This window comes from Phenylobacterium sp. (genome assembly GCF_037138395.1).
Classification (GTDB): Bacteria; Pseudomonadota; Alphaproteobacteria; order Caulobacterales; family Caulobacteraceae; genus Phenylobacterium.
The window spans coordinates 1-13,281 of record NZ_JBAXIM010000068.1 but is presented as its reverse complement, the minus strand read 5'-3'; the positions used below and the strand labels follow the sequence as shown (position 1 = coordinate 13,281).

The following is a 13,281-nucleotide window of genomic DNA, read 5'->3' as shown; positions in this document are numbered from 1 at the left end:
ACCTGACACTGACCACGGGCATGGCCCTGGACAAAGCCTGGTTCCTCCAGGACATCGGCGGCCGCACGGCGCCCCCGCGGGCGGGGCTCTATTACAGCTGGCCGCAGCTGGCCGTGACCGGGACGGTGAAGGTGGGCGAGGAGGTCTTCGACGTCTCTGGAAAGGGCTGGGTCGACCATCAATTGATGATGGCGACGCCGCCGGACGCCAAGGACCCGCCACCGCCTGTCCCGCGCCACTCGGCAGCTTCCCTCGATCGCGGGTTCAACGGGTGGCAGTGGTGCCAGTTCAACCTCGACAACGGGGACGCCTACACGGGCGCCACCTTCCAGGAAGGGCCCTTCCGGACCAACATCCTGTCTGTGTTCAGCGGCTACATCACCAAGGAGAACGGGGCCTGGGTCCCGAACCCGATCCAGGCGGAATGGCGCTTCGACGCTCTGATCTCCACCCTGCACGATGTGATCCAGCCCACGGAGTGGGCCTATGAGCTGAAGGGTCCGCTTCCGGGAGACATCAGCGGTAGCGGCGTGTCCACGACGATCGTCGCCAGTCCCCTCCACCCTGATGGAGGCTTCATCGGTGCCGGCCTCCAGGTCAACTCAGAGGTGGCCGCCACGGTGATGATGACCTGTACGCCGACGTCGGGGCCCATCCTGACCGTGTCGGGCGCGGGCTATTGCGAGACGATCGATGCCGAGACCCGGGAGCACTACGTCCTCCGGATGCTCGACTTCCTGGCTGGCGAAGCGGGTCAGCCCGCTCCCTAGGAGAGGAGGGCCGGACCCGGCTCGCCTCAGGGACCAAAGGCCACCCGGAACTCCGGCTTTACCGCCTGCAGCACGGCGGGCGTGACCGGGACGGTGATGTCGTAGCTCCCCTCGGCGTAGGGTCCGGCCGCATAGGGCGAGACCAGAATGCCGATGCGGTCGAAGCGCTTCCGGTCGGTGGAACCCAGGATCAGGGTCTGCTCCGACGGCGCAATGCAGGCGTCGAAGTCGTTGCCGCTGCCCCGGTTCACCGGCTCGCCCCGGCGCACGGCCCGCTCCCGGTCCAGGGCGTCGCAGAACGGCCCCTGGATCGCCGCATCCAGAGCCTTCGTCGAGACAAAGATGTCCCTGGGCGCCCGGGCCCGTCCAGCCTTGCGGTCCCAGACCCGGGAGTCGAAGCCCGAATTGGGATGGGCGCCGCCTTCGAAGTGGCTGTTGCGCTGGGACAGGCTGAGCCAGCCGGGAAGATCGGCGACCACCTGCCATTCCACTTGGAGCGTGTAAGGCACGAACCGCAGGTCGGAATCCGCCGCGGCGGCCCGGCGGGCGCCCGCCGCCTCACCTGCGAGGGTCCGCTTGCGCTCGGCCTGGTCCGCGGCCAGGTGGGCGCGCAAGGCCGGTATGGCCTCGACCTGGACCGGCCAGCGATAGGTGAAGACATAGTCCGCCGTGCGCGCATCCACCCCGCCCGATTTTGGCTTCGACCTTGGCTTCGTCGCCGGCGCGGCGGCGGTCACCAGCAGGGCGAGGACGGCGATCAGCACCCTTCGGGTCCTGACGGACCTCATACAATGTCCCCGGCGGCGGCTTCCGCCAGCAGATAGAGCCGGCCCGCCTCCGTCGACAGGAGGGCGCCAACCTCGCGTCCCGAGCGGTCGCGCCGGATCGCGGTCTCGACCCCGGCCTGGTAGCGGGCCAGGAAGTCCATGACCGAGCGGCGCATGCGCGGCTCCTCCAGCAGGCGTCGGGAGAGCTTGCGGGTCGCGGCGGGCGCAAGGCGACGCACCAGCTCCCGGGCGGAGTCCCCCTGCCCGTCCGAGATCATGGCCGACAGCTCATCGACCCGGGTGATGGGCAGCAGGATCATGGGATCAATGCCCAGGGCGCGGATCTCGTCGGCGAGGAAGTCCAGGGAGCCCTTGTCCTGGGGCTTACCGCCGCCCTCACCGTCTACGGAGGACAACAGGTCGCGCCAGGTCCAGCCGGACCCCGCCGGCGGGGTCCGTCCCGGTGCCGGGGCGAGCGGTGGAGACGGCTCAGCGGGGGATGCCTCCAGAGCCCTGGGCCGCAGGCCGTCCAGGGCCTCGGGCGGGCCGCCTGCAGCCTCGAAGATCTCGGCGAAGGTCTCGTTGCGGAGCGGGGCGCTCGAAGGTTCCCCGGACCCCGCAGGGGTCAGCCTAAGCCTGCGCCGGGGCGCATCCGCCCCGGGACTGTCCTGCGGGGTCGAAGGGGGCTCGGCCGGCGGGGCCGGCGGCCGGGCGAGGGGTGCGGCCGGGGCGGTCGAGGGCGCAGGCGGCGCGCCCGTGGCGGCCACCGTCCCCATCATCTTCACGGCCTCGCTCAGCATCTCGAAATTGCGTCGCACCCGGTCCTGGAAGGCGGCGTCGATGGCCTGGGTCTCGGCCGCGGTGCGCCGGGCCTGGTCCATCAGGCCGTCCATGCTCTCACTGACCGCCTCTCGCACCTGTTCGGCCTGGGAGCGCGCGCGCTCGGGCAGGCTGGCCACCCGGTCCTCGATGCGCATCAGCATTCCGGCCAGCTCGTCCAGGGTCCGGCGCGCCGCGGAGGCGCCCTCCTCCAGCCGGCGGGCGGTGGCGTCTCCGGCCTCCTCGACCATCTGGGCCGATCGGGCGATGAGGCTGCGGGCCTCCTCCAGCCGCGCCTCGAAGACCTGGTTGGCCTTCTGGCCGGCCGAGAAGGCGGCCTCGGCCAGTTGGTCGACCTGTCCCCGGGCCGCTTCGGCGTTCTGGTTCGAGGCCAGGCGCGTGGCCTCCGCCGCCTTCGAGAGGGCCTCGATGGACGCCCGGGTCTGGGACTCCAGACGCTCTCGCTCCTGGGCCGCGGCGCCAGCCACAGCTTCGAGGGCATGGCGGGTGGACTGTCCGAACTCGTCCCGCTCGGCCCGCGCCACATCGGCGAACTCCCGGAACTGGGCCGCGGCCTCCTGGATCAGCGAGGCCAGGGCCTCGCCACCCTTGATGGCGGAATCGCGCATGTCTGCTGCGGAGAGGCGGGCCTGGCCGCCAACCTCGGCGAGACGAGCGAGGTGGGCCTCGGACTGGGCCGCAAGACCCTCCTGTTCGGCGCGCAGGGACTGGGCGACCGACATCAGCCCGTTGCGGCGGGTATCGAGGGTGCGTTCCACCCCACTGACATGGTCCGACAGGCTGGCGCCTGCGCCCTCCAGGCGTCCAGCCTGGTTCCCCACGGCGTCCGCCGCGCTGCGGGCGGCATCGGCCAGCCGGCCTGCCGCCTCGGTGAAATCCGTTGACCGGGCGGTCAAGGAGGCCTCGGCCTCGCGAAGCTGGGTCTCGGCAAGGTCTGAGACCTCCCCGACCAGACGGGCCTGCCGGGCGATGGCGTCGGAGACGGCGGTGGTGCGGGCGTCAAGACCCGAGGCCAGTCCCTCCAGGCGCTCGCGTTCCCGGCCCAGTCCCAAGGCCAGCGACTCGGCGGATCCTCCCGCCAGCCGTGCGGCGGCGTCGAGACGGCTGGACTCGGCCTCAAGGGCCACGCGAAGGGCCTCCAGCCTCTGGGAGGCGAGGTTTGCAGTCTGCCCGGCCCTGGCGATCTCGGCCTCCAGGCCCGTGGCGATCTCGCCGGCGCGGATTCCGGCGGCCACGGCGGGTCCTACCATCTCGTCGGCCAGGCGTGCGGCCCGCTGGCTCTCACTGCGCAGCCGGCGGGCTTCCACCCAGAGCCGGGCGGCCACCCAGACCAGGCCCGCCGGGCCGAGGGCCATTCCGCCCAGGACCAGGAGGACAAAGGGGTCATAGTCAAACGGCGCCTTGCCCTGCTGGTAGCCAACGGCGAAGGCGATGGGGGCCAGGCCCCAGAGGAGGGAGACGAAGGCGGCGGCCAGCCAGACCGGCGCATCGGACGCCGGCCGGGGACGCTTGCGGGAAGACGAAGGCGGCGAAGGCGCAAAGGGTGGGGCGACCGGCCGTGCCGGCGCGACCTCGACCGGGGCTTCGGCGACGACCTCGGCGACGGGCCCTGCCTCTGCTTCCGGGAGGGGTGTTTCCTCGACAGCGACCTCGGGCCGGTCTTTAGCGGGTTTGGACATTCGGACGGGTTCCGGAAGACGGTGCGGAGCTTCAGCCGGCGCCGAATTCATCCGCTATGGAAAGGACTTAACCACGAACCTGTGTCCCGCGAAAGCCAACTCGTCACTCCGTCCACACCCCGAAAAGAGGTATGCCTTCGTTGACGTGAGAAGTTACCATTTACACAACTGAATCTGCGGCGAATTCTTGATTTCAGCTAGGAAGGTTCACACCTTCGTGCCTCAGCAGCCAGGCCTTGCGCTCCAGGCCGCCAGCATAGCCGCCAAGGCCGCCGCCGGAGGCGATGACCCGATGGCAGGGCTGGACGAGGGAGACGGGGTTGGCGCTGTTCGCCTGCCCCACAGCCCGGACCGCCGCAGGCCGGCCGACCTGGTAGGCAAGGTCAGCATAGCTCCAGGTGGTTCCGGCCGGGATGCGCCGCAGGGCGGCCCAGACCGTGCGCTGGAAGTCGGTGCCCCCCTGCGCCGTCGGCAGGGTGTCCAGGGCACTGGCGTCGCCGGCGAAGTAGGCCGCAAGGGCGCTGGCCACTGCGGCTGGAGCCGCGCCGTCCGTCACCCGGGCACCTGGCCAGTACCGGGCGACCAGCCGGTCCAGCCGCCCGTAGGCGCCGGCGAAGTCGAGGCCGTGCAACACGCCTGCCCCGTCGGCCAGGACGACCAGGTCCCCGAGGGGCGAGGGCAGGACGGCGCGGATCAGGTCGGGGCCGGCCATGGTCAGTCCCCGAAGGTCAGGACGATCTTGCCGAAGTGCTCGCCGGCCTGCATGGCGCGGAAGGCCTCGCGTACCTCGGTGAAGGGGAAGACCTTGTCCACGATCGGGTGGATGCGGTGCAGGTCCATGGCCCGGCACATGGCCTCGAACATCTCGCGGGACCCCACCGACAGGCCCTGTAGGCGGGCATTGTTGCCGATCAGGACGCCGGGGTTGACCCCCTCGCCCGCTCCGGCCACCACGCCGATGATGGCGATGTGCCCGCCGATCCGCACCGCCCGCAGGCTTTGCTGGATGGTGCCAGCGCCGCCGACCTCCATGATGAAGTCCGCCCCGACCCCGCCGGTGGCCTCGCGAACGGGGCGCGACCACTCGGGCGTGGCCCGGTAGTTGACCAGGTGGTCGGCACCCAGCAGGCGGGCGCGCTCAAGCTTCTCGTCAGACGAAGAGGTGATCAGGGTCCGCAGGCCCGCGGCATGGGCAAACTGCAGGCCGAAGATCGACACACCGCCCGTGCCCTGCAGGACCACCGTATCGCCGGGCTCCAGGCGGGCGTCCTCGAACAGGCCCCGCCAGGCGGTGAGGCCGGCGCAGGCCAGGGTCGAGACCTCCTCGTCGGTGAGGAAGTCGGGGACCTTGGAGACCCCCTCCTGGCTGAACACCTGCAACTCCGCGCCAGCGCCGGGGATCGGGCTGCCGAGGGCACTGGTCAGCTTTTCCACCGTCGCCCGGCCCGAAGTCCAGTTCTGGAAGAACAGGGTCGAGACCCGGTCGCCGGGCTTCACCCGCGTGACGCCCTCGCCCACCGCCTCGACCACGCCGCATCCGTCGGAGAAGGGGGTGATGGTCCCGGCCATGGCGGGCCCGCGGCTGTAAACCCCGCCCACCATGAGCAGGTCGCGGTAGTTCAGCGAGACCGCCCGCATCCTCACCAGGACCTGGCCGTGGCCCGGGGCCGGCTCGGGCCGCTCCACCACCTCGATCTGGTCGATGCCCCAAGGCTCGGAAACCTGAATTGCGCGCATGGCTGTCCTCCCGTTTTGATGAGCCTCAGGGGCCATAGTCCCCCAAGGGCGACATGACGCAAGGGGCTGGCGCCTCAGGCGTCCAGGCGTCGGATCCTGTAGAGGCCGAGGGCACCCAGGAGCCCCATCGCCGCCATGCCGGCCATGGCCAGGTAGCCGCCTGAGCCGACGGAGTCGAACAGCGGCCCGGAGGCCAGGGTCGCGAGGCCGGCAAGCACGCCCCCCTGCAGGGCGGCGTTGACCAGCTGGGCGGCGGAGGCGGTCTGCGGCCCCGACAGCCGGGACGCCAACTGGATCGAGGCCAGGAAGACCGCGGTGTAGGTCAGGGCGTGAAGGGCCTGGAGCGGAACCAGGGCCCAGAGGGGTGGGGCGGCCGCCATCAGGGTCCAGCGCAGCACCCCCGCCACCCCGCCGATCACCAGGAGGTTGCGCGGGCCAAGCCGCCTCTGCAGGCGGGAGCCGAACCAGAGGAAGACGACCTCCACTCCGACCCCCAGGCCCCAGAGCAGACCGGTCAGGCTCTCCGGCAGACCCTGCGCCTTCCAGGTCAGGGCGGAGAAGGCGTAGTAGAAGGCGTGGGCCGACTGGATCAGCCCCGCCGAGCCCACGGCCAGCAGGAAGACCGGATCGCGCACCAGGGTCTTGAGGCCCTCAAGGCCGCCACCGTCCCTGGAACCCCCGCGGCCGGGTGCCGGATCTGGCGGGAGAAGGAACCGGGCGCACAGCGCCGTCAGGCCGGCGGCGAGGATCATCCAGGCCAGGGCGACATCCACCGCGACCGCAGTGACCAGGGCGCCGGTCGCAATGGCCGCACCGATGTAGGCCGCCGAACCCAGGCCTCGGGGCAAGCCATAGTTAAAGCCCTCCGCCTGGGCCCGGGAGAGGGCGATGACATCGATCAGGGGTGGCAGGGCCATGTAGAGGCTCGCCGCCAGCAGCCAGGCGATCGCCAGGGCCGGAAGGCCGTCCAGTCCGGCAAAGGCGAGATAGACCGCGCAGGTCCCCGCAGCGAGCCAGGCGATGGGCGTGCGGCGCAGGTGGAACCGGTCGGCCCATAAGGCCAGGATCGGCGAGGTCAGGATCTGGAACAGCATGGGCAGGGACAGGACCAGCCCCACCTGCGCCCCGGTTAGGCCCTTTGCGCTCAGCCAGACCGGCATGAAGGGCGTGCTGGCGGCGCTCCCCACATAGAGGGCGACATAGACCAGGCCGAGGCGCAGGGCGTTGGACATGGCACCGGCTAGCCCGAGTCGGGGAGGCCGCGCTCTAGACGGGGGGGCGGAAGGCGATGACCTGGAGCGCTTTGACGTCCAGGATCTCGAGCCTTCGATAGGCGGTCGCGATGACGCCGGCGTCCTGGAAGGACTTGAGCACCTTGTTGAGGGTCTGACGGGACAGGCCGCACATGGTGGCGAGATCAGCCTGGGAGACGTCGGTGAACACCCTGCGGTCATCTCCATAGAGGCCGATGAAGGTCAGCAGCCGCTGGGCGACCCGCAGCTCGCCATTGGGCTGGATCAGGTTGGAGACCACGGTCACCGCCTCACCCAGGCCCTCGGCGGTAAGCGCAGCGATGGTCCGGCAGCACTCCGGGTCACGCACCAGTTGATCAAAGTCCGGTTGGCTGAGATGCAGGGCGCGGCAGTCGGTGATCGCGCAGATCGAAATCATGGTCGGCCGCCGCCGCAGGGCCGCCGCGTCCCCCGCCCAGCGCCCTGGCCCCTGGACAGAGATCATGACGTCCGAAGGCGGGACCTGCAGGCTCCACTGCCCCACGACAAGACCGAACATGCCCGAGGGGGGAGCTCCCGCCCGGTAGATCGGCGTACCCGCCTGAAATTTCCGGAGTGAGACACGTTCCAGAAAAGCTTTCCGGAAATCAGGGGTTTGCCTCGCGAGCCAACCCGTTCCCGAGACCAGGGCGATCGCCTCTGCCTTGTCCAAGGAGTCCTCCTGCCAAGCGGGCTTGGATTGTCTATATCGCGACAACCCAGAGCCGACAACGCGGTTACCTTCCCTAAACCGTTGTCGCAAATAGGGGCGTTTATCGTGGCTTTCAGCAGATCACTGAGGAGCGCCCTGACGGCGGGCCTGGCAACGGGCGTCCTGGCCATGGCGGCCTGTTCACCGGCACCGGGGAAGCCCGGCGCAGCAAACTCCGCCGCGAACTCCGTGGCGACCCGTCTTGGCACCCTGAAGCTGGAAAACGGCTACCCGACCCAGGAAACCGCCGACAAGCTGTACGACGAAATGGACTTCCAGAGGGCCACCCAGGCCTACATCTGGGCCCTGCCGGCGGTGGGCTTCAAGGCGCTCTATGACGCCCAGGCCAAGACTCTTGGCGTCAAGAACGGCGAGATCCTCCTCTTCCAGGACCTCAAGGACAAGGCGGGGATGCTGACCCCGAACATCACCACCCTCTATGCCTTCAGCTTCTGGGACCTGGCCAAGGACGGCCCCCTGGTGGTCGAAGTCCCGGCCGGCGCCACGGCAGGCGGTGTTCTGGACATCTGGCAGCAGCCCATCACCGACATGGGCCAGACCGGCCCCGACAAGGGCGCGGGCGGCAAGTACCTGATCCTGCCGCCGGGCGGCGAGGCCCTCAATCCGGCCGGCTACCGGGTCGTCCGGTCGCCCACCAACCAGGTCTGGTTCGGGACCCGGGGCCTCGACCCGGACAAGGCCGTCGCCGAGGCGACGGTCCGCAAGCACAAGATCTATGCCTGGGCGAAACGCGCGACGCCGGGCGAGACCCGGTACGCCACCGTCGCCGGCCGTCCCTGGACCTCCGCCCAGCCGGACAACCTCGAATACTGGCGCCTGCTCTCGGAACTCTACGCCAACGAGCCGGTCGCCCCCCGCGACCGGACCATGTTCGGCATGCTCGAGCCCCTGGGAATCGAGCCCGGCAAGCCCTTCAACCCCGACGCCCGCCAGACGAAGATCCTGACAGAGGCGGCCAAGGTCGGCGAGCTGATGTCCCGGACCGTGGCCTTCGACAAGCGCTATGCGGGCGCGACCGTCTATCCGGGCAAGCACTGGGAATATGCGGTGATGTTCGAACTCGACCAGGAGACCCCGAAAAAGGACCGGGTCCAGCTCGACCAGCGCGGCTCCTGGTTCTACGAGGCCATTGGCATGTCCGTGGGCATGCAGGGCCGGGTGCTTGGCTTCGGCCAGGTCTACCTGGAATCCTCCAAGGACAAGGCCGGCGCCTGGCTGGATGGCGGCAAGACCTACAAGATCCGCGTCGATCCCGCCCCGCCGGTCAAACAGTTCTGGTCGATCACCCTGTATGACAACGTGACCCGAGGCCCGCTGGTTACGCCCCAGGGCGCCGCCGACATCAGCTCGCGCAAGCCGGACCTGGTCAAGAACGCCGACGGCTCCGTCGACGTGACCTTCGGGCCCGTCAAGCCGGCCGGCGCGACCAACTGGATCCAGACCACGCCCGGCAAGGGCTGGTTCGCCTACTTCCGCTTCTACGGCCCCACCGAGGCCTATTTCGCCAAGAGCTGGCAGCTGAACGACTTCGAGCAGGTGACCAAGTGACCCGGAACCTTCCGCCTTCTACCCAAAGGCGTGAGGTCCTCGGCCTCGCCGCCTCCGCCCTCGCCCTGTCCCTGGCACCCGGTGCGGTTTCGGCCGCTTCGGCCCTGACGCCCGCCGAGGCCAAGGCCATCGCCAAGGAAGCCTGGGCCTGGTCCTATGCCCCGATCGAGGGCTACCAGACCCTCTACGCCCAGGCGGTGAACAAGGACGCCCCCGGCTATGTCGGCGGGTTCAACCAGTTCCGGCACTATTCGCGGCTGGCGACGCCCGCCGACAAGGACATCGTCACGCCGAACAACGACACGCCCTACAGCTGGGCCTGGCTGGACCTGCGGGCCGAGCCCATCGTCCTGTCCCTGCCGGCGGTGCCCAAGCGCTACTACGTGAACCAGTGGTTCGATCTCTACACCCACAACTTCGCCTATACCGGGACGCGGACCACGGGCCGTGAGGCCGGCAACTACCTGTTCGCCGGTCCGCGCTGGAAGGGAACTGTCCCCAAGGGGATCAAGGCCGTCTTCCGGGCCGAGACCGAGATCGTCGGCACCCTGACCCGGACCAGCATCGAAGGCGGGGCCGAGGACATTCCGGCCCTCCAAGCCGTCCAGGCCCAGTACCGGCTGACCCCCCTGTCGAAGTTCACTGGGCGCAAGGCGCCGCCGGCGGGCCCGCCGGTGAACTGGACGCCCTTTGACCGCGCCAAGGCCGAGGGCCTGGGCTTCATCCCCTACATCAACGCCCTCTTGCCCCTGATGCCGACCGTTCCTTCCGAGGTCGACATGCGGGCGCGGTTTGCCCGGATCGGAGTTGCGCCTGGCAGGGTCTTCAATCCCGCGACCCTAGACCCGGCCATCCGCAAGGCCATGGAAGAGGGCGTCGCTGAGGCCGCCGCCGAGCTCAAGGCCAAGGCCCTCACCGAGAAATCCTCGGCGGACCTGTTCGGGACCCGCGAATTCCTCGGCGCCGACTACGTCTACCGGCGCAATGTCGGAGCCATGCTGGGCATCTACGGCAACAGCAAGGACGAGGCACTCTATGGCAGCCAGCAGACGGACAAGGCCGGGAAGGTCCTGGACGGCTCTCGCAACTGGCTTCTGAGGTTCGAGCCGGGCCAGCTTCCGCCCGTCAACGAGTTCTGGTCGATCACCATGTACGGCCTGCCGGAACGCTTCCTGGTCGCCAACCCGATCAACCGCTACTCCATCGGCGACCGGACCCCCGGACTGAAGCTGGGCGCCGACGGCTCGCTGGAGATCTACCTTCAGAGCGAGAGCCCCGGAAAGGACCGGGAGTCGAACTGGCTTCCGACCCCCAAGGGGCCCTTCTTCTTCGTCGGGCGCTTCTATGGTCCCAAGGCGAACGCCCTGCGCGGCGAATGGTCTCTGCCGCCCCTGATCGAGCGCTAGTCCTGGGGGAACGGACTCCGCTGGCCGTTTGCGTCAGCGGAGCCTGATCCGGGTCCGCCCGGGCTTGGCCTGAGGACCCGGGTCTGGGCAGGATGCCGGCTACGACCGGAGATCCCGCCATGCCCGACCTCAACACCCGAATCCACGACGCCGAAAACCGCCTGCTCGAGGAGCTGCGCCGGCAGCGCCGTCTTCTGAGGGAGTCGGGCGAGGGTGGCTCAGGCGTCTCCGTCGGGCAGAAGGTGGCGGACGCCGTGGCGGCCATCATCGGCTCCTGGCCCTTCATCATCATCCAGTCCTGCCTGCTGGCCGCCTGGGTCACCCTGAACGTGATCGCCTGGATGCGTCACTGGGACCCCTACCCCTTCATCCTGCTCAACCTGGCCCTGTCCTTCCAGGCCGCCTATGCCGGGCCCTTCATCCTGATGAGCCAGAACCGCCAGCAGGACATCGACCGGCGCAAGGCGGAGACCGACTACCAGGTGAACGTGAAGGCCGAACTGGAGATCGAGCTCCTGCACGAAAAGCTCGACGCCCTGAAGGAGCAGGAGCTGGCCGACCTGGCCCGGGCCGTGCGCGACCTGACCCACCTGCTCGAAACCCGGCGCGGCTGAACCAGGGCGGGACCGCCGCAGACCCCCTCACCCGGCTTCGCCTGGAGCTCCCCCTTGGGGGAGCAATTAAGCGCACTCATTCCTCCCCCCAGGGGGAGGTGGACCGCGCAGCGGGACGGAGGGGGTCAACGGCCTTGGCCCTTGCGCACAGGGGCCTTTCACGGACAGGATGGCGGAAAGCGGGAGGCGCAGGCGATGGATCGACCCCATGACAGGGCCCTGAGGGCGAGGGCCGAGGCGGTGATCCCCGGGGGCATGTTCGGCCACCAGTCCACCGCCCTCCTGCCGGACGACTATCCCCAGTACTTCGTGAAGGCCAAGGGTGCCCATCTCTGGGACGCCGACGGTGGCAAGGTGCTCGACCTGATGTGCGCCTACGGCCCTAACCTCTTCGGCTATGGTGACGAGGCCATCGACGCGGCCTTCATCGCCCAGCTGCGGCAGGGCGACACCCTGACCGGCCCGACGCCGGTGATGGTCGAGCTGGCCGAGACCCTGGTCGACATGGTCGGCCACGCCGACTGGGCCCTGTTCTGCAAGAACGGCGGCGATGCGACGACCATGGCCCTGACCGTCGCCCGGGCCCAGACCCGCCGCAAGACCGTGATCCGCGCCCGGGGCGCCTATCACGGCTCGACCCCCTGGTGCACACCGCGCACGGCCGGTGTCCTGGAGACGGACCGGGCGCACCAGATCCTCTGCAACTACAACGACGTGGCCAGCCTGGAGGCCGCCGTGGCCGAGGCCGGCGACGACCTTGCCGCCATCTTCGCCGCCCCCTTCCGCCACGACGCCTTCATCGACCAGGCCGAGCCCGAGGCCGCCTATGCCGCCCGCGCCCGGGAACTGTGCGACCGCACGGGGGCCCTCCTGGTGCTCGACGAGGTGCGCGCCGGTTTCCGCCTCAGCCGCGACTGCTCTTGGTCGCGCCTGGGGGTCGAACCGGACCTGTCCACCTGGGGCAAGGGCCTGGCCAACGGCCACGCCCTGTCGGCCCTCCTGGGCTCGGACAGCGCCCGCAAGGGGGCCGAGGCCATCTACGCCACCGGCTCCTTCTGGTACCAGGCCGCGCCCATGGCCGCGTCCCTCGAGGTCCTGCGCCGCATCCGCGAGACCGACTACCTGGAGCGGCTGGAGGCCCTGGGTCAGCGCCTTGCCTCGGGCCTCTCCGAGCGGGCGGACGCGGCGGGTTTCGGGTTCCGCATCACCGGACCCGGCCAGATGCCCCTCTTCCTGTTCGACGAGGACCCGGACCTGAGGAAGGGCTTCTTCTGGTCCAGCGCCATGCTGGAGCGGGGGGTCTATGTTCATCCCTGGCACAACATGTTCCTCTGCGACGCCATGACCGAGGCCGATATCGACCAGGCCCTCGACGCCGCCGAGGCGTCCTTCGCTGAGCTTACCCGCGCCGCCCCCGGCCTCGCTCCCGTGGCCAAGATGGCCTTCCTTTCCCAGACCCGGTGATCCCATGACCCCCGAAGAGTACGCCGGCCTCGACGGCCTCGCCCTGGCCGAGGCCATCCGCAAGGGGCAGACCACGCCCCTGGAGGCCGTCGATGCCGCCATCGCCATCATCGAGCGGCGCAATCCCGTGCTGAACGCCGTGGTCCACACCGCCTTCGACGAGGCCCGGGGCCAGGCAAGGGGCGACCTGCCGGACGGCCCCTTCCGGGGCGTGCCCTTCCTGATCAAGGACCTGGCCATGCCCGTTGCGGGCTGGCCGCGCACCTCGGGTAGCCGCTTCGCCCGGAACATCGTCGACCGCCAGGACGGTGGCCTGACCGCCCGCTACCGCAAGGCTGGCGTCATCCCCCTGGGCAAGACCAACACCCCGGAATACGGCATCACCGGTACGACCGAGAGCGCCCTCCTGGGCCCCTGCCGCAATCCCTGGAACCCCGGCCACATCGCTGGCG

12 protein-coding genes are annotated in these 13,281 nt (G+C 69.7%); 6 read left to right on the top strand and 6 right to left on the bottom strand.

The window, feature by feature from the left end:
* On the top strand, positions 1 to 770 hold a 770-nt coding region (locus WCJ52_RS07200; protein ID WP_336902628.1), incomplete at its 5' end, for a lipocalin-like domain-containing protein.
* A 26-nt stretch (positions 771 to 796) separates the two neighbouring features.
* On the opposite strand, the gene WCJ52_RS07195 is transcribed toward WCJ52_RS07200, so the two are convergent.
* From WCJ52_RS07195 to WCJ52_RS07170, 6 genes are all read right to left on the bottom strand, one after another.
* Positions 797 to 1,558, bottom strand: a complete 762-nt coding sequence (locus WCJ52_RS07195) for a DUF4163 domain-containing protein (RefSeq protein ID WP_336902627.1) — start codon at positions 1,556 to 1,558, stop codon at positions 797 to 799.
* A complete protein-coding gene (locus WCJ52_RS07190) occupies positions 1,555 to 4,056 on the bottom strand; it encodes a polar localization protein TipN (protein ID WP_336902626.1) in 2,502 nt (833 codons plus the stop codon). The genes WCJ52_RS07195 and WCJ52_RS07190 overlap by 4 nt, the downstream gene beginning before the upstream one ends.
* Positions 4,057 to 4,249: 193 nt before the next feature.
* Complete coding sequence (locus WCJ52_RS07185; RefSeq protein ID WP_336902625.1) at positions 4,250 to 4,768, bottom strand: methylated-DNA--[protein]-cysteine S-methyltransferase; 519 nt, start codon at positions 4,766 to 4,768, stop codon at positions 4,250 to 4,252.
* A gap of 2 nt (positions 4,769 to 4,770) precedes the next feature.
* Positions 4,771 to 5,793 (bottom strand): NAD(P)-dependent alcohol dehydrogenase, encoded by a 1,023-nt coding sequence (locus WCJ52_RS07180; protein ID WP_336902624.1) that lies wholly within the window; start codon positions 5,791 to 5,793, stop codon positions 4,771 to 4,773.
* Positions 5,794 to 5,867: 74 nt separating this feature from the next.
* A complete protein-coding gene (locus WCJ52_RS07175) occupies positions 5,868 to 7,025 on the bottom strand; it encodes an MFS transporter (protein ID WP_336902623.1) in 1,158 nt (385 codons plus the stop codon).
* A 34-nt stretch (positions 7,026 to 7,059) separates the two neighbouring features.
* Entirely contained in the window at positions 7,060 to 7,737 is a 678-nt protein-coding gene (locus WCJ52_RS07170) for a Crp/Fnr family transcriptional regulator (protein ID WP_336902622.1), read from the bottom strand.
* Positions 7,738 to 7,842: 105 nt separating this feature from the next.
* Here WCJ52_RS07170 and WCJ52_RS07165 point away from each other — a divergent pair, with 105 nt between their 5' ends.
* The 5 genes from WCJ52_RS07165 to WCJ52_RS07145 all read left to right on the top strand — a co-directional run.
* Entirely contained in the window at positions 7,843 to 9,345 is a 1,503-nt protein-coding gene (locus tag WCJ52_RS07165; RefSeq protein ID WP_336902621.1) for a DUF1254 domain-containing protein, read from the top strand.
* Positions 9,342 to 10,751, top strand: a complete 1,410-nt coding sequence (locus WCJ52_RS07160; RefSeq protein ID WP_336902620.1) for a DUF1254 domain-containing protein — start codon at positions 9,342 to 9,344, stop codon at positions 10,749 to 10,751. The genes WCJ52_RS07165 and WCJ52_RS07160 overlap by 4 nt, the downstream gene beginning before the upstream one ends.
* 119 nt (positions 10,752 to 10,870) lie before the next feature.
* Positions 10,871 to 11,365, top strand: coding sequence for a DUF1003 domain-containing protein (locus WCJ52_RS07155; protein WP_336902619.1), 495 nt, complete (start codon positions 10,871 to 10,873; stop codon positions 11,363 to 11,365).
* A gap of 195 nt (positions 11,366 to 11,560) precedes the next feature.
* Positions 11,561 to 12,829: an aminotransferase class III-fold pyridoxal phosphate-dependent enzyme gene (locus WCJ52_RS07150; protein WP_336902618.1), complete on the top strand. Its 1,269-nt coding sequence runs from the start codon at positions 11,561 to 11,563 to the stop codon at positions 12,827 to 12,829.
* A 4-nt stretch (positions 12,830 to 12,833) separates the two neighbouring features.
* Positions 12,834 to 13,281 (top strand): amidase family protein (locus WCJ52_RS07145; RefSeq protein WP_336902617.1); only part of this gene is annotated, 448 nt, incomplete at its 3' end.